At 70.3% G+C, this 17,054-nt stretch carries 12 protein-coding genes and 1 pseudogene; 5 read left to right on the forward strand and 8 right to left on the reverse strand.

All coding sequences use genetic code 11. From position 1 onward, the window contains the following. Nucleotides 1-4: 4 nt before the first annotated feature. A complete protein-coding gene (locus FDO69_RS01020) occupies nucleotides 5-757 on the reverse strand; it encodes a hypothetical protein (protein WP_104777655.1) in 753 nt (250 codons plus the stop codon). A 126-nt stretch (nucleotides 758-883) separates the two neighbouring features. Between FDO69_RS01020 and FDO69_RS01025 the strand changes: the two genes are divergently transcribed. Beyond that, on the forward strand, nucleotides 884-2,095 hold the full coding sequence (locus FDO69_RS01025; protein WP_104777656.1) for a pyridoxal phosphate-dependent aminotransferase: 1,212 nt from the start codon (nucleotides 884-886) through the stop codon (nucleotides 2,093-2,095). Nucleotides 2,096-2,223: 128 nt separating this feature from the next. Further along, on the forward strand, nucleotides 2,224-2,643 hold the full coding sequence (locus FDO69_RS01030) for an SCO4983 family protein (RefSeq protein WP_104777657.1): 420 nt from the start codon (nucleotides 2,224-2,226) through the stop codon (nucleotides 2,641-2,643). A 507-nt stretch (nucleotides 2,644-3,150) separates the two neighbouring features. Here FDO69_RS01030 and FDO69_RS01035 read toward each other — a convergent pair. Beyond that, nucleotides 3,151-4,980, reverse strand: a complete 1,830-nt coding sequence (locus FDO69_RS01035; RefSeq protein WP_104777658.1) for a phosphoenolpyruvate carboxykinase (GTP) — start codon at nucleotides 4,978-4,980, stop codon at nucleotides 3,151-3,153. 328 nt (nucleotides 4,981-5,308) lie between these two features. Here FDO69_RS01035 and trhA point away from each other — a divergent pair, with 328 nt between their 5' ends. Next, the gene (gene trhA / locus FDO69_RS01040) at nucleotides 5,309-6,022 is read left to right on the forward strand and encodes a PAQR family membrane homeostasis protein TrhA (RefSeq protein ID WP_104777659.1); all 714 of its coding nucleotides are present in this window, start codon (nucleotides 5,309-5,311) and stop codon (nucleotides 6,020-6,022) included. 194 nt (nucleotides 6,023-6,216) lie between these two features. Further along, nucleotides 6,217-6,948, forward strand: a complete 732-nt coding sequence (locus FDO69_RS01045; protein WP_104777660.1) for a Mut7-C RNAse domain-containing protein — start codon at nucleotides 6,217-6,219, stop codon at nucleotides 6,946-6,948. A gap of 88 nt (nucleotides 6,949-7,036) precedes the next feature. On the opposite strand, the gene FDO69_RS01050 is transcribed toward FDO69_RS01045, so the two are convergent. Next, entirely contained in the window at nucleotides 7,037-9,403 is a 2,367-nt protein-coding gene (locus FDO69_RS01050; protein ID WP_420878473.1) for a galactose oxidase family protein, read from the reverse strand. 120 nt (nucleotides 9,404-9,523) lie between these two features. Further along, nucleotides 9,524-9,682, reverse strand: coding sequence for an Arc family DNA-binding protein (locus FDO69_RS01055; RefSeq protein ID WP_104777662.1), 159 nt, complete (start codon nucleotides 9,680-9,682; stop codon nucleotides 9,524-9,526). 50 nt (nucleotides 9,683-9,732) lie between these two features. Here FDO69_RS01055 and FDO69_RS41725 point away from each other — a divergent pair. After that, a pseudogene (locus tag FDO69_RS41725) lies at nucleotides 9,733-10,584 on the forward strand (RNA-guided endonuclease InsQ/TnpB family protein). A 34-nt stretch (nucleotides 10,585-10,618) separates the two neighbouring features. Here the strand turns inward: FDO69_RS41725 and FDO69_RS01065 are convergent. The 4 genes from FDO69_RS01065 to FDO69_RS01080 form a co-directional block, all read right to left on the reverse strand. Then, nucleotides 10,619-11,818 carry a glycosyltransferase gene (locus FDO69_RS01065; RefSeq protein WP_104777663.1) on the reverse strand — a complete coding sequence of 400 codons (1,200 nt, stop codon included), beginning with the start codon at nucleotides 11,816-11,818 and terminating at the stop codon, nucleotides 10,619-10,621. Next, nucleotides 11,815-13,464, reverse strand: a complete 1,650-nt coding sequence (locus FDO69_RS01070; protein ID WP_104777664.1) for an ArnT family glycosyltransferase — start codon at nucleotides 13,462-13,464, stop codon at nucleotides 11,815-11,817. Before FDO69_RS01070 ends, FDO69_RS01065 begins: the two co-directional genes overlap by 4 nt. After that, the gene (locus FDO69_RS01075; protein ID WP_104777665.1) at nucleotides 13,461-14,744 is read right to left on the reverse strand and encodes a glycosyltransferase; all 1,284 of its coding nucleotides are present in this window, start codon (nucleotides 14,742-14,744) and stop codon (nucleotides 13,461-13,463) included. Before FDO69_RS01075 ends, FDO69_RS01070 begins: the two co-directional genes overlap by 4 nt. A 146-nt stretch (nucleotides 14,745-14,890) precedes the next feature. Beyond that, a complete protein-coding gene (locus FDO69_RS01080) occupies nucleotides 14,891-16,924 on the reverse strand; it encodes a thioredoxin domain-containing protein (protein ID WP_167526495.1) in 2,034 nt (677 codons plus the stop codon). Nucleotides 16,925-17,054 lie beyond the last annotated feature (130 nt).

The raw sequence follows: 17,054 nt of genomic DNA on the forward strand, positions 1-17,054 counted from the left end.
CAGGTCACTTGGGTCCCTTGGTGCCGCCGGGTCCATGTCCGGGTCTCCCGTCGGACCTGCCGGGGGCCGAGGGTGTGACGGTGGGGCTGGGGCCGGTGTCCGCCGGGGCAGTGGTCGCGGAGGTGCCCGCCGGGGGCCGCCCGCCTTCCGTGGCGGACGCGGACGGGGTCCGGCTCACCGAGGGCGGCGGACTCGGGGACGCCGCGCCGGACGTCCCGTCAGAGCCCCCCGGATGGCCCGCGAGCGGGGCGTCGGGGCTCGCCGCCGGACCGGTGTCCGCGGGTGACGCCGTCGAGGGCTCCCCCGCCGTCGGATCGGTGCGGCCGCGCTCGCCGCCCCGCGCCCCGCCGGAGGACCCGCCCGTGAAGGAGACCCCGGCGATGAGCACGGCCGCCGACACGGCACCCACGGCACCGGCGGCGAAGCCCGCGCGGCGCGACCGCCGCGCGGGCGGCTTGCGCCGGGCCCGGCGCCCGGCCCCGGCCCGGCCACCCGGCGCCGGCATCGGCACCACCGGCAGTTCACGGGTCTCCCCGACACCGTCCGAGCGACCGGGAGGCAGGGGGCCGCCGAGGTCACCGGGGTAACCGGGATATACGGGGCCGCCTCGGGCATCGTCCTGCCATCCGTGTGCCGCCGCCGGATCCGCGTAGGCGTCGTACGCCGGAGGGGCGGCCCCCTGCGGCAGGTAGACGTTCGGCGGGCCCTGCGGCTCACCGCCCGTCGCTCCGTCGGCGTAATCGAATGGCTTGGACATGGCGGCGCATTCCAGGGACCGAAGAGGCTGGTGGGACAGCGTGCGGCGATATCGCCCCAAATCCCCGCGTCTCACGTGGCGGAAAACACGGCCCGGGAGGCATTACCGGGCCGTAAGCTCCCAGACATGCAGGTGATCCAGTCGACCAAGCTCGCCAACGTCTGTTACGAGATCCGGGGCCCGGTGCTCGAGGAGGCGATGCGACTGGAAGCTGCCGGCCATCGGATCCTCAAGCTGAACACCGGCAATCCGGCCGCGTTCGGCTTCGAGTGCCCGCCGGAGATCCTGGAGGACGTCCTCCGCAACGTGTCCACGGCCCACGGCTACGGCGACGCCAAGGGCCTGCTGGCCGCACGCCGGGCCGTCGTCATGCACAACCAGACCCTCGGCATCGAGACCGACGTCGAGCACGTCTTCATCGGCAACGGCGTCTCCGAGCTGATCGTGATGGCGATGCAGGGCCTGCTGGACGACGGCGACGAGGTCCTCGTACCCGCGCCCGACTACCCGCTGTGGACCGCCGCCGTCTCCCTGTCCGGCGGCACCGCCGTGCACTACCGCTGCGACGAGCAGGCCGACTGGATGCCGGACCTCGCCGACATCGAGCGCAAGGTCACCGACCGCACCAAGGCACTCGTGATCATCAACCCCAACAACCCGACGGGGGCCGTCTACGACGAGGCGATGGTCAAGGGCCTGACCGACATCGCCCGCCGGCACAACCTCCTCGTCTGTTCCGACGAGATCTACGACAAGATCCTCTACGACGGCGCCACGCACACCCCGACCGCCTCCATCGCCCCGGACCTGCTCACCCTCACCTTCAACGGCATGTCGAAGGCCTACCGGGTGGCCGGCTACCGGGTCGGCTGGATGTCGATCTCCGGGCCGCGCGCGCACGCCGACTCCTACATCGAGGGCCTGACGATCCTGGCGAACATGCGCCTGTGCGCGAACATGCCCGGGCAGCACGGGGTCGTCGCGGCGCTCAGCGGGCGGCAGACGATCAACGACCTGGTGCTGCCGGGCGGACGGCTGCGCGAGCAGCGGGACACGGCGTACGAGCTGCTGACCCAGATCCCCGGGGTGTCCTGCGTGAAGCCCAAGGGCGCGCTGTATCTCTTCCCGCGTCTGGATCCCAAGGTCTTCAAGATCAAGGACGACCGCCGCATGGTCCTGGACCTGCTCCGGCGCGAGAAGATCATGGTCGTCCAGGGCACCGGCTTCAACTGGCCGGAGCCGGACCACTTCCGGGTGGTGACCCTGCCGACGGTCGGGGACCTGACCGACGCGGTGGGGCGGATCGGTCACTTCCTGGACGGATACAGCCAGCCCTGACCACGCCGAGCCGAATCAGGACTGTCCGCTCACCCTATGTGCGCGGGCAGTCCTGTTTTGTGAACGACTCAACTTTAGACGAAATCTAAGCTAGGATGGTTTCCTGTAAGAACTCAGGAGGCCTTCCCATGTACGAACCGATCCGCGCCAAGTCGGTCCACAGCACGGTGGACGGCCCCAACCCGGACTTCCCCCACCGTTCGCGCGAGGAAGAGCTGGACATCCAGCTCGCGGGCCATCTCGCCGCCCTGCTCGCCGTCACGGACGAGCTGCGCGCGACGCAGGCCTCGGCCGACCTGGACGCGGCGGCGGAGCGGCTCGCGGAGCAGGTGAGCAGGCTGCGCGGGGGACGCACCCCGGTGCGCGCGCCGATGAGCGGTCGTCGCGGGACCGGCGCCGCAGCCCTGCACCGGCGGGCACTCGCCCTGGCGGGCCGGACGCTGGTCGTCGCCGCCTCCCGCGCCGACACGGCGGTCGCGATCCTGGCCGCCGAGCGGATGGACGCCCACACGGCGGCCCTGGAGCCGCGCGAACTCGCCTCCCACTGAGCCCTTCGGGCTCCTTCGAGCCCCCGGGCTTCCCTTGAGCCCCCGGGCTCCCTCCTACGGCCCCGGTCCGCGCGCACCCGCAGCGACGCGCGGACCGGGCGCCACAAGTCAACGGGCTGGTCCTACGACAGGCCCGGCGACGAGACCGCGGGCGCGAGTGGGCCATCGGGGTCCGCAGCAGGACGAGGAAGTGCGCGCGTTGTCCCGCACCGGCCGCGTTCGCCGTTGCCCGGCAACGCCCGAGCGCTCCGGTCGACGTAGGCCGTCGGCCGGAGCGCTCGGTCATCCATCGGCACGTTCGTGAGCCCGCTGGGCGGGCCGTGCCGAAGCGGGCGGGAGTGAGCCTGTCGGTGCCGGATCCGTCGGGGCGGACGGAGGGCGGCGACGAGCCCGGAACCCCGCACGCCGTTGTACGGGCCCCGCCAGTGCGTTCCGCGGCCGGCCGTGACGATGTTGCTGGTCAGGGCACTGTCGGTTCCAGCCGGCCGCGGAGTTCGGGGTGGGGTCTCAGCCCAGGCGCTCCACCAGCGCGCGGTACTGGTCCCACAGCTCCTTCGGCGTGTGGTCGCCGAAGGTGTTGAGGTGCTCGGGGACCAGGGCGGCCTCCTCGCGCCAGACCTCCTTGTCGACCGTGAGCAGGAACTCCAGGTCGGACTCGGCCAGTTCCAGGCCGTCGGTGTCGAGGGCGCCCTTGGTCGGCAGGACGCCGATCGGGGTCTCGACGCCCTCGGCCGTGCCGTCCAGGCGCTCCACGATCCACTTCAGGACGCGGGAGTTCTCACCGAAGCCGGGCCAGACGAACTTGCCCTCGTCGTCCTTGCGGAACCAGTTGACGTAGTAGATCTTCGGCAGCTTGGACTGGTCCTTGTCCTTGGCCACGTCGATCCAGTGGGCCATGTAGTCGCCCATGTTGTAGCCGCAGAACGGCAGCATCGCGAACGGGTCGCGGCGCAGCTCGCCGACCTTGCCCTCGGCGGCGGCGGTCTTCTCGGAGGCCACGTTGGCGCCGAGGAAGACGCCGTGGTTCCAGTCGAAGGACTCGGTCACCAGCGGTACGGCGGTGGCGCGGCGGCCGCCGAAGAGGATCGCCGAGATCGGCACGCCCTTGGGGTCCTCCCACTCGGGCGCGATGATCGGGCACTGCGAGGCCGGGACGGTGAAGCGGGCGTTGGGGTGCGCGGCCGGGACGCCCGACTCGGGCGTCCAGTCGTTGCCCTTCCAGTCCGTGAGGTGGGCCGGGGTCTCCTCCGTCATGCCCTCCCACCAGATGTCGTTGTCGTCGGTGAGGGCGACGTTGGTGAAGACGGAGTTGCCCCAGAGCGTCTTCATCGCGTTGGCGTTGGTGTGCTCGCCGGTGCCGGGGGCGACACCGAAGAAGCCGGCCTCGGGGTTGATGGCGTAGAGGCGGCCGTCCTCGCCGAAGCGCATCCAGGCGATGTCGTCACCGATGGTCTCGACCGTCCAGCCGGGGACGGTCGGCTCCAGCATGGCGAGGTTGGTCTTGCCGCAGGCGCTCGGGAAGGCCGCGGCGACGTACTTGGCCTCGCCGCGCGGCGGGGTCAGCTTCAGCACGAGCATGTGCTCGGCGAGCCAGCCCTCGTCACGGGCCATGACGGAGGCGATGCGCAGGGCGTAGCACTTCTTGCCGAGCAGGGCGTTGCCGCCGTAGCCCGAGCCGTAGGACCAGATCTCGCGGTCCTCGGGGAAGTGCGAGATGTACTTGGTCTGGTTGCAGGGCCAGGGGACGTCCGCCTGGCCGGGCTCCAGCGGGGCGCCGAGGGTGTGGACGGCCTTGACGAAGAAGCCGTCGGAGCCGAGCTCGTCGAGGACGGCCTGGCCCATGCGGGTCATGGTGCGCATGGAGACGGCGACGTACGCCGAGTCGGTGATCTCCACGCCGAGTGCGGACAGCGGCGAGCCGAGCGGGCCCATGCAGAAGGGCACGACGTACATGGTCCGGCCGCGCATCGAGCCGCGGAACAGACCGCCCTGGCCGCCGGCACCCTGGAAGATCTCCCGCATCTCGGCGGGGGCCTTCCAGTGGTTGGTCGGGCCCGCGTCCGCCTCTTTCTCGGAGCAGATGAACGTCCGGTCCTCGACGCGCGCGACGTCGGTGGGGTCGGAGGCGGCGTAGTAGGAGTGGGGGCGCTTGATCGGGTCGAGTTTGCGGAAGGTGCCCTTCTCGACGAGCTCCCCGCACAGGCGCTCGTACTCGGCCTCGGATCCGTCACACCAGACCACGTTGTCCGGCTGCGTCAGTTCGGCGATCTCGTTGACCCACGAGATCAGTCCCTGATGGGTGGTGGGGACGGTGGGAGCCGCGATGTCGCGCGCCACGATTGCTCCTAAATGAGGGATTTTTTGTGATGTGGAGGCCCCGTGGGGGCTGCGACCCGGATGCTTCAGGGTGGATCTTGGCGCTCATCCGGTGCCGACCGCACTCATTTGATCATCCGACGTGCGCGCCCATCTGTCCAGAGGAGCGCACAGGTGAGCAACGTGAGGCTCGCCACGGTTTCTCGCGGCGGCTTTACGTGCACGTTGCGTTCACCTGGCAGTCCGTTTGCGTAACCATCGTCGGACCGCCGTGAGAGGATGGCCACTCTTCGCCTTGCGATCCGCAGCTCGGATACGTCACTTACGGTTCCGTAGCTACCATTCGCCCATGACTGCGTTCGTCCCCGACGCGCCCAAGGACTCGGCGGCCGACGGCCACGGTCCGAAGGCGCTCTCCCTGCCGCATCCGGTGAAGCCGAAGCTGCGCGGCTGGCTGCACCTCGGCATGTTCCCGGCCGTGCTGGTCGCGGGCCTGGTGCTGACCGCCCTCGCCGACTCCTCCAGAGGACGGATCGCCTGCGGCATCTTCGCCCTGACGGCATGCCTGCTGTTCGGCGTGAGCGCGCTGTACCACCGGGGCGACTGGAGCCCCCGCATGGACGGCGTCCTGCGCCGGCTGGACCACGCCAACATCTTCCTGATCATCGCGGGCACCTACACGCCGCTGACCATGCTGCTCCTGCCGGGCGACAAGGGTCGGTGGCTGCTGTGGGGCATCTGGAGCGCCGCCGTGGCCGGCATCCTCTTCCGCGTTTTCTGGGTCGGCGCCCCGCGCTGGCTCTACACGCCCTGCTACATCGCGATGGGCTGGGCGGCCGTCTTCTACCTGCCGGACTTCATGCGGACCGGTGGCATCGCCGTCCTGGTCCTGGTCATCGTCGGCGGCCTGCTCTACAGCGCGGGCGGCGTGGTCTACGGGATCAAGCGGCCCAACCCGTCACCGCGCTGGTTCGGCTTCCACGAGGTGTTCCACTCCCTCACCCTGGCGGCCTTCATCTCGCACTACGTGGGGATCTCGCTGGTGGCGTACCAGCACGGATAGCACCCCCTCACCCCTTCGGGCCACGGCTCCCGGCCGTGGCCTCTCGCATGCCCGGATCCCTCCGATGGCCGAACATGACCTCCATGACGGCCCCCTCCGGGATCTCGTCGACCGCGCCCCGGACGTCCTGGAGCACGGCCTGCCGGCCGGGAAACCCTGAGGCCGGGGCGGTGTCCCCGTGGCATCCTGACCAGGTGAACGGTCCCGAGATCGATGTCGAATTCGCCCCCGAGCTGCATGTGTTCGTGCCCCGGGCCCGGCAGTCGGGCGGCGTGCGGGCCGGCACGGACGGCGTCGCCGCCCTCGGCCATGTCGTCGAGTCACTGGGTGTGCCGCTGACCGAGGTCGGCGCGCTGCTCGTGGACGGCCGCGAGGTGCCCTTCGCACACGTCCCGTCGGCCGGCGAGTCGGTGACGGTCCGGGCTGTCGCCCGTCCGCAGCAGGTCCCGGGCGCTCCCCTGCGCTTCCTCCTCGACGTGCACCTCGGCACGCTCGCGCGGCGGCTGCGGCTGCTCGGTGTGGACACGGCCTACGAGTCGACCGACATCGGCGACCCGGCCCTCGCGGCGCGTTCGGCCGCCGAGCAGCGGGTGATGCTCAGCCGCGACCGGGGGCTGCTGCGGCGGCGCGAGCTGTGGGCGGGGGCGTTCGTGTACAGCACGCGGCCCGAGGAGCAGCTGCGTGATGTGCTGGAACGGTTCCGGCCGGAGTTGCTGCCCTGGACGCGGTGCACGGCCTGCAACGGGATGCTGCGCCGGGCGAGCAAGGACGAGGTCGCCGACCAGCTGAAGCGCGGCACGCATGCGACGTACGACGTGTTCGCGCGGTGCGGTGCGTGTGGGCGGGCCTATTGGAAGGGTGCGCACCACGAGCAGTTGGAGGCCATCGTGGAGCGGGCGCTTGCGCTCCGCGCGGAGCGCCGTTGAGTGCTGAGCGCCGCGGGGAACCGCGGGACCGCCGTGGCTGGTCGCGCAGTTCCCCGCGCCCCTTGGGCGCGCCCCCGTCGGGGCGCTTCTAGCGCCTGGTCAGGTCCCCCTTGCCGCAGGCGGTTCCGTCCCTGTTCCGGTCCAGGCCCAGGGGGTCGTCCGTGCCGTTGATCTTCAGGCGGCCGTAGTCGTTCGTCCTGAGCCACTCGCAACGGGCCGCCGTCGTCTTCTTCACCTCCGCCGGGAAGTCCGTCGGCACGCAGACGTTGATCGAGCCGTAGTGGCGGTCGCAGCCGGAGATCGTCGGGCTGACCTTCTGGGAGGCCCGCTTCTTGCCGGGCTTGACCACCGTGCCCGTGGGCGCGTCCGCGAAGTCGTGGACATGGGCCGAGGCGTCGGTCGCCGTGAGCGCCTGCGGGCCCTGGAGGTGCACCCACTCGGCCACCGACGGAACCCCGTTCGCGTCGACCGCGAAGAGCATGTACCAGCCGGGCGGGGCCAGGTTGGGGTTGCTCGTCACGTTCAGGTCGACGTTGTTGCCGTCGACGGACAGCGGCAGGTCCACGAAGCGCTGGTTCGGGTCCGAGGAGTGCGTCACGGCGGCCGGGCGGATCAGTTCGGCCTTGGCGATGGGCCGGTCGACGGTGATCCGCTGGGTGTCGCCGTAGTTCCACCGGGTGTCGATGACGGAGGTGATCGCCGGACGCGGGCCCTTGAACAGATAGGGCGGGCTGTACACCGACACGTCGTGGTTCCACGTGCCGTTGCCCGGGTTGTCGCCGGTCGTCATCACACGGCCGTCGGGGAGCAGGAACGCCGAGGAGTGGTAGCCGCGCGCCTCGGGGTCGACGGCGACCGGGTCGAAGGTCTCCGACGCGGGGTCGAAGATCGACGTCTCGTAGACCGGGTTGGCGCGGTTGTGCAGCGCGCCGCCCGTCTCCAGCACCTTGCCGTCGGGCATGAGCACCGTGGAAACGTACATCTTGCCCTGGTTCCCGGTCTGCGGGACCGGGCCGTTGCCGAGGTCGACCGTGCCCTGCGGGATGGGCGGCCCGGCCACGTAGGCGGGGTTCGGCTGCTTGAGGTCGATGATGTCGGTCAGGCGGTTCGCGTCCGGGTTGGAGTCGATGTTGCCGCCGCCGAGGGTGAGGACCTTCTGGTCCTGCGCCGGGGGCAGCAGCACGCTCGCCGACTGGTCACGCTCGTCCTTGTTGCGCAGGCCCGGGACCTGGGTGGTGGTGTTGGCGCCGTAGTCGTAGATCGCCGAGCCCGTGCCCGGGATGTTGTTGCCGAAGACGTGGCTGCCCGAGTAGAAGAGGCGGCCGTCCTGCATGAGGATCATCGACGGGTACAGACCCCAGTACGACCAGGTCTGGTTGACCTTCCACAGCGGCTGCCACTGCTGCTCGGCCTCGGAGAACAGCTCGGCGGCGACCGAACCGGTGGAGTCCTCGCGCAGCCCGCCGAAGGAGATGACGTCGCCGTTGCCGAGAATCGTCGCCGACGGGTACCAGTGGCCGTCGTTCATGTCGTTGGTCTTGGAGTAGGTCTCGGTCTCCGGGTCGAAGATGTACGAGTCCTTGAAGCCCTCGTAGCCGTGCCCGCCGGGCACCGGGTACGCCTTGTTGCCGCTCATCACCAGCACGCGCCCGTCCTGGAGCTGCACGTGGCCGGAGCAGAACATGTCCTTCGGGGTGGGGATGACCTTGTAGGTGCCCTTCTGCGGGTCGTACACGGCCGAAGTGAAGGTGCCGGCCTTGAACAACGACTCGTCGTTGCCGGAGCCCGCGATCAGCAGCACCTTGCCGCCCCGCAGGACGACCGAGTGCATGGAACGCACCGGGTTCTGCGTGGGCAGCACGTCCCACTTGCCGTTGGCGCACTGGTCGGCGCTGCCGGTGCACGCGGGCGGCAGGACCGGGTCGGGCACCTGGTCCATCGTGTAGTCGTCGGTGGTGGCCGAGCCGGTGCCGTACACGGAGACGCCCCAGGTGATGCGGTCGGTGCCGGCCGGGACCTCGGGGGTGCGGACGGTGGCCTCGGTCCAGTTCCCGGCCAGGTCCAGCGTCTTGAGGTCGGTCCAGTACTGCCAGCCGGCCGTGGTGTCGTGCCGGAACAGGGTGATCGACGCGTCCGGGGTCGTCGTCTTGTACCAGAGGCCGAGGTCGTACTGCTTGCCCGGCGTCACCACCGGCGCGCACGCGGCGGACTCGGTGATCAGCGCCTTGCGGTCGCCCTCGACGCGGCGGGTCAGTTCGACCTTCATCGCCTTGGAGCCGGAGTGCGCGTCGGCCGTGGTGGTGAACGTGAAGTCGTTGTCGCCCCAGCCGGACTTCTCCCAGCAGTACGGCATGCCGTCGGCGCCGGCGGTCTCGAAACCCGGGTTCTTGATGAGGTTGGCGGCGGAGGCGGGCTGGGGTGCGGTCAGGAGCAGACCCGAGGTGAGGGCTGCCACGGACAGGAGTGCGGTCGTTCTGCGACGAGGTTTCACCGGGTACCTCCGAGGGTGCCTCGGCCTCCAGACCGCAGAGGCATCGGACGCCGGCGGAGCAAGGCTGGAAGAGCCGATTCGCCGTCAGGTCGACTCGGTGTTCGCCAAAGCGGTAGTGCGCTCGGCCTCCAAGCGGTAGACGATCTCGGAATTGAGGGACCTGCGGGCGAAGCGGGCCTGGGTGGCCAGCCACTCATGCAGGTCGGCGGGCAGACGGAGCGTGATGCGCTTCTCTTCATCCATGACACCAGACTAGTGCCTTTCTGACGGATTCCCGGTGGTAGAGTGACATCATGACGACACGTCAAAGGAGTTCGGGGGTTGCCGGGCACGCCCGGTACACGTACCGGCTGCGCGTGTCGACGACCGCCCGCACCGCCCTGCTCGCCGAGTGGGACCGATGCCGGTGGATCTGGAACGAATGCCGCGCCAAATCCCGCGCCACGCACACCCACAACCGAACGCAGCCCGAGGACAGGCTGACGTGCGGCCCGGCCCAGCTCGACAAGATGCTGACCGAAGCCCGCGCCGTGGCTGCGTGACTTCGCCAAGTCCCGTTCCAAGGCCTTGAAGGACATCGAGAAGCGGCTGCCAATGCGGCACCCGCCGCGCAGAAGCTGGCGCGCTACCAGCGGATGATGGCCCGCCGTAAGCCCACATGTGGACAGACCGCCTCCAAGGGTTACCGCCAGGCGCAGCATCAGGCCGCGAAGCTGCACAAGAAGGTGGCCCGTCAGCGGCAGGACACCGCCCGCAAGTGGGCCAAGCGCGTCGTGCGCGACCACGACGCCATCGCCGTCGAGGACTTCCGGCCGAAGTTCCTCGCCAAGACCACCATGGCCCACAAAGCCGCTGACGCGGCGATCGGCGCCACACAACAGGCCCTGCTCGAGATGGGCCGCAAGCACGGGCGCGACGTGCGCCTCGTGCACCCAGCGCACACCACCATGGACTGCGCGTCGTGCGGAGCGAGAACCAAGCACGCACTTCCTCTTTCCGAACGTACCTACACCTGCACCGCGTGCGGAGTCGTGTCCCCGAGGGACAAGAACTCCGCACGCGTGATGCTTGTCCGGGCTGGTCTCAACCCGGCTGGTGCCGAGGGCGTAAGACCTCCGGGAGCGCTGCTCCAGGAGGCAGCCTGAGCCAGGATCCTCTCCCTTGAGGGAGGGGAGGATGTCAAACGGCTCTCCTTGCTGTACGGCCGTCGCGCGCGGGCTTCTCCCGGACCCGGCGCGGCAGGTAGACCAGCGCTTCGGTCCCGGCGAAGCGCAGGACGAACGTCGTCACCAGTGCGAGCGCGGTGGCCGACAGCACGCCCAGGTGGAACTGGTGCACGAACAGGGCGATCAGCGGGATGCGCAGCACCAGATCGGCGTTGGCGAGCAGCGCGAACCGCCCGGCCCGGTCCCACCAGCGCCGGTGCCGGCGCCGCTCGCGGAACAGCAGGTGCTCGATGAGCAGGAAGTTCCAGGCGACACCGAGCTGGTTGGCGAGGATCTCCGCCGGTACGTAGTGCATGCCGAGCTCGGTCAGCGCCCACAGGCCGACCAGGTTCGGCAGGAAGCCGGTCAGCCCGATCAGGCCGAACCCGACCATGCGCGCGACCGGCGAGGCGGTGCGCAGCCCGGCCAGGTGCCGCAGAAAGCGGAATCCTTCCTGCGCGGTCGACTTGGACTCCCCGGCGAACCGGTCCTGGAAGACGAAGGGCACCTCGGTGACCGTGCGCGGGCGGCTGCGGACGGCGAGTTCGAGGAGGATCTTGTAGCCGAGCGGCTGGAGCACCTCCGCCGTGACCGCGCTGCGGCGGATCGCGAAGAAGCCGCTCATCGGGTCGCTGATGCCGTGCAGCCGGCGCGGGAACAACGCCTTGGTCAGCCAGGTCGCCCCGCGTGAGACGAAGACGCGGTAGCTGCCCGCGAGTCCGGCCCGGCTGCCGCCCTTGATGTACCGGGAGGCCACGACCAGTCCCGCGTTGGCCCGCTCGCCGGTGGCGACCAGATCGGGCACCAGGGACGGCGGGTGCTGGCAGTCGCCGTCCATGACGACGATCCAGTCGGACGTGGCGGCCTTCATGCCCTCGACGACCGCGCCGCCGAGCCCGCCCACCGGCTCCTCGCGGTGCAGCACGGTCACCGGGAACGGGCAGTCCTGCGCCGCCTTCTCGATGACCTCCGGGGTGTCGTCGGTGGAGTCGTCCACGAAGACGACCTCGCAGGGCAGCCGGGCCGGGACGGCCTCGGTGATCTGGTGCAGCAACTGCCGCACGTTCGCCGACTCGTTGAAGGTCGGTACGACGATGGTGACGGCGCCCGGCTCGGGGACCTCGGTGGTCTCGGTCTCGACGATCTCACCGGGGACGGTGTACTCCTGGCTCATCGCGCGCCTCCGGCGGACGTCTGGATCTGGCGGATCTCGATGCGGTCCTCGCCGGTGCCGAAGGTGGCGACCGGGTCCGAGTGCTCCATGGCGGCCTTGACGTTGGGCAGGTCGGCCGCGTCCCGCCGCACGGTCGGCGAGGCGACGACGTAGTCGAGGTCCTTCCAGCCGCGCGGCATCGTCTTCGTCACCGCCGGGTCGAGGTCGGCCTTGTAGAACCAGATGACGCCCAGGCCCGGCCGGTAGCCCTGGTGCACCAGGTCCAGCCAGAGCGCGTCGTCGACCAGCACCCGGGTGCGCTCCGGGTCCTCGACCTCGGTGGCCAGCCACCTGGACGCGGCGTGGTAGGGGGCGTTGGCGTCGGTGGTGACGGCCGTGCGGGCGCCGTCGTACCAGTGCGGGACGACGTAGGCGCCGGCGGCCAGCGCGAGCACGCCGGCGAGCGCGTACCGGCCCGTGCTGACGTACCGTTTCTCCGCCTCGGAGCGCCAGCGGCTCAGCACCGCGTGGGCGACGGAGGCGGTGCCTCCGGCGAGGACCAGCGCGAGGAACGGCAGGGCCTGGATGACGTACATCGCGGGCAGGTAGCCGTTCGGGCGCAGGGCCAGCGCGGCGAAGACGGCCACGGCCAGGGCGGGCCCGGCCAGGGCGCGGGCCGTGACCGACCAGCGCCAGGTGACGAGCAGCAGCAGGGCGCCCGCGAGGCCGCCGAGGGGCAGGATCCGGTCGTAGTAGAGCCACGACTGGAGCACGCCCCAGGAGCCGGAGCCCTGGTCGAGGATGAACCCCGAACCGGGTCGGGTCATCTGGTACTTGACGCCGTCCCAGAGGGACACGTGCCCTGCGCCCGGCAGCAACTCGCCCTTGAGCAGGGCGAACAGCGGATACGAGAAGCCGATCAGGGTGCAGGCCGTGACGGCTCCGGTGATCGCGAACTTGCGGGTGTCCTGGTGGCTGTGACGCCACATGGTGAGGAACAGGGCGGGCAGGACGACGAGCATCGTCTCCTTGGTGAGCACGGCCGTCGCGGCGGCGATGCCCGCGCCGAAGTGGTGCCAGAGGTGACGGCTCGGGGAGGCGGCCAGGGTGAAGGCGAGCAGTGTCCACATCACCGCGAGGTTGTCGAGGAAGATCTCCCGCTGGAGGACGACCGACAGCGGGGAGAGCCCGAAGAACACCATGCCGAGCGCTGCGGCCCAGCGGGGCAGCGCGAGGCGCCGGCCCAGCACGTAGACCAGGACCGCGCTGATGCCGCTGATCACGAGCATCGCGGCGCGCATGGTGCCCACCGTCATCGACTCGGGGCTGATCAGCGCGGGGATCCAGGTCAGCAGGGCGATCTGGATCCAGCCGAGCGGCGGATGGTCGTACCAGTAGGTGTAGTGGGCGAGTCCGTCGCCCTGCTGGACCGACCAGGCTTGGGCGAGATAGGTGCCCTCGTCGTCGCTGAGGGCCGGGTAGTCGCCGATGTTCCAGCCCTGCACGACGAGGATCGCCACGAGGAGGACACCGCACAGGATCAGGTCGGACCGGGAGGAGCGCAGCCGGCGCGGCGGCTCCACGCGGCGGTGCGCGCCGGTGCGGGGCGCGGGCCGGCGCTGCGCGGGGACCTTCGCAGTGGTCGCCGCGGGAAGGGTGGAGGTCACGCGGGAACGTCCTCTCGGGTCGCGTCCTGCCGGCTCACGGCGCTCTCGTCGAGATGCGCGCCGACGTGGCTCGTCAACTCCCAGTCGTTGCGGCCGCGTTGCTCACGCCACACGGCCCGCACGGCCGCACCGGCGAGCAGGACCTGGTAGAAGGGGCCGCCCAGGACGAGTTTCAGGTAGTGCGCGAAGCGGACGCGCAGCCCGTACTGCCTGCCGAAGTCGTGCAGTCCGACGATCTCGAAGACGAAGGTGACCAGGGCGGTGACGGCCGGCAGGAAGGTGATGAAGGCGATGCCGACGGGCACGTCCAGGAACAGGGCGATCGCCACGTTGAGCGGGATGATCAGGCCGGTGAAGGCCTGCATGAACGGGGTCATCAGGGTGTAGCGGGCGAGCAGCCGCTGCCCGAGGGTGGGCAGTTGCTTCCAGTCCTTCTTCCGGTACACCTGGAGGAAGCCCTGGTTCCAGCGGGTGCGCTGCTTCAGCAGGGACATCAGCGAGCCGGGGGTCTCCTCGCGGGTCACCATGTCGGAGTCGTAGGCGACGACGACCTTCTTGCCGACGCTGGACAGGCGCACGCCCAGGTCGCAGTCCTCGGCGAGGCAGTCGGGGTCCCAGCCGCCGGCTTCCCTGAGGACGTCCGTGCGGACGAAGACGGTGTTGCCGCCGAGCGGAATGAAACCTTTCTGCGCGTGCAGATGGAGCCGCGAGCGGAACCAGAAGAAGTACTCCAGGCAGTTGCGCAGGCTGTACCAGCTGGAGTGGAAGTTGATCAGCTGCACCCCGCCCTGCACGACGTCCGCGCCGGTGGTGAGGAAGGCGTGGTCGACGTGGGCGAGGAGCTCGGGGTGGACCTGGTCCTCCGCGTCGAAGACCCCCACGACGTCGCCGCGGCAGTGCGGCAGCGCCGTGTTCATGGCCTTCGGCTTGTTCTTCCTCTCGTGCGTGTCGACGACGACCCGGACCCGAGGGTCACGCGCGGCGGCCGACTCGGCCACCGCGGTGGTCTCCGGGTCGTCGTGCCCGACGATCACGATGATCTCGAAGTCGGTGTGGCTCGACTCCAGCAGCCGCTGGATCGTGTGGTCCAGCACCGCCTGCTCGTGCCGGGCGGGCAGCAGCAGCGAGAAGGAGACGTGCTCGTCCCCGTCCGGACTGCTGAACCGGGTGGAGGCGAGCACTTCCGGCGTACGCCAGGCGTGCATCTGCCACCACAGGGTGAACGCCGCCATCCAGAACAAGGCAAGCGAAACGGCAGCGATGAAGACAGACGTCAGCAAGCAGATCCCCCCAGATCCCAGAACCCCCGATCGTGACGGTGGGCCGATGCGGCCTCGTCCGCCACGTCACTGTGCAGAGATTAGGGGGGAACTGTGAAGCCTGGGGGCTGTTCAGATAAAGAGCATGTTTCCGTTGATACGTGACTTCAGCCACTCAAGACCGTACTGAGCCGGTCAGGCTCGGTCGTCGGGGCGTCGCATGTGAAGTTACGGCAGACGTACGCGGCCGGTTCACCGCCGACCAGCGGACGGTCCGCGAGCAGGGGAAACTCCTCGCTCCCCGGAACCCCCACAGCGACCACCGCACCGGGCGCGGTGCCCAGGAGTGCCGTGCGGTGCAGGGTCCTCGTGCCCTCGTCGTCGAGGGCCGGACCCACGATCGCGACCTCACGCGGCCCGTCCAGCACCGCCTCCGCCGCGGCCAGCCCCCAGCCGATGAAGCGCGGCACCCGCGGCCCGAGCGCCTTCACGACACCCAACGCCCTCTCGGCCGCGGTGCGGTGAGGCTCGGATCCCGTGTGCGCGGCGTAACTCAGCAGGGCGTTCGCCGCTGCCGTCCAGCCGGACGGGGCCGCGTTGTCGGTCGGGTCCTGCGGACGGCGGATCAACCGCTCGGCGTCGGCCGCGGTGTCGTACAGCGCACCCGACTCGGCATCGGTGAAACGGACCAGGACGTGATCGAGGAGGAACCCGGCGAACTCCAGCCAGACGCCCTCCCCCGTGACGGACGCGAGCGCGAGGAAGCCCTCCGCCACATCCGCGTAGTCCTCCAGCACACCGGCGTTGGCGCCCGCGCGGCCGTCCTTGCTGGTGCGGGTGAGCCGGGCCTGCTCGTCCAGGTGCAGCCGGACCAGGAGGTCGGCAGCGGCGACGGCGGCCTCCACCAGGTCGGGCCGGTCGAAGTAGGCGCCGGTCTCGGCGAGCGCGGCGATCGCGAGGCCGTTCCAGGCGGCGACGACCTTGTCGTCCCGGCCGGGCGCGGGCCGCCCCGACCGCGCCGCCAGCAGTCGCTCCCGGATGGCGGCGACCCTCCCCGCATCGACGACACCGTCCCGCACGGGACGTTGCAGGACGGACGCGCCCTCCTCGAAGGTCCCCTCCTCGGTCACCCCGAAGTGCTGCGCCGCGAGGTCGGCCTCCTGCTCGCCGAGCACCTCCCGCAACTGCTCGGGCGTCCACACGTAGTACGCGCCCTCGACGTGCCGCCCCGTGCCGTCGTCACTGTCGGCGTCCAGCGCGGAGGCGAACCCGCCCTCGTTCGTGCGCAGTTCACGCACCATGAAATCGGCGGTCTCCAGGGCGACGCGCCGCGCGAGCTCCGAGCCGGTGGAACGCCAGAGATGGGCGTACACCCGGCACAGCAGGGCGTTGTCGTACAGCATCTTCTCGAAGTGCGGCACGACCCAGTCCCGGTCGACGGAGTAGCGGGCGAAGCCGCCCCCGAGCTGGTCGTACATCCCACCCCGGGCCATGCGCTCGCAGGTGTCCTGCGCCATCTGCAGGGCCCCCTCGGCGCCGGTGCGGGCGTGGTGGCGCAGCAGGAACTCCAGCACCATGGACGGCGGGAACTTCGGCGCCCCGCCGAATCCGCCGCGCTGCGGGTCGTACTCCCGGGTGAGCCCGAGCAGAGCCTGCGCGAGCTCCTCCTCGCCGGGGGTCCGGGCGTCGCCGTAGGAGATCTCCCGCCCGGCCAGATCCCGGACGATCTTCCCGGCGACCTCGTTCACCTCGTCCCGCCGCTCGTCCCACGCCTGGTGCACGCCTTGGAGCACCTGCCGGAAGGAGGGCATGCCCTGGCGGGGAGCGGGCGGGAAGTACGTACCGAAGTAGAACGGCTCGGCGTCCGGGGTGAGGAAGACGGTCATGGGCCAGCCGCCCTGCCCGGTCGCCGCCTGCACGGCCTCCATGTAGACGGCATCGACGTCGGGGCGCTCTTCGCGGTCGACCTTCACGCTCACGTAGTGCGTGTTGAGGTACTCGGCGGTCTCCTGGTCCTCGAAGGACTCGTGCGCCATGACATGGCACCAGTGACAGCTGCTGTATCCGACGCTGAGCAGCACGGGCACGTTCCGCTTCCGGGCCTCCTCGAAAGCCTCTTCCGACCACGGCCACCAGTCGACGGGGTTGTCGGCGTGCTGGAGCAGGTACGGGGACGTTTCATGAGCCAGTCGGTTCGGCATGCTTCCATCCTGCCTCACGACGGCCACCCGGCCGCGGAACGCGCCCCCCTCGGGCGAGGAGCGGCCCACAGGTCACCTAAGGGCAAACGTTGATCGTCGCCCCCTCGCGCTCGCGCCTCGCACCAAGGAC

The sequence above is a fragment of the Streptomyces tibetensis genome, assembly GCF_007655005.1.
Lineage (GTDB): Bacteria > Actinomycetota > Actinomycetes > Streptomycetales > Streptomycetaceae > Streptomyces > Streptomyces tibetensis.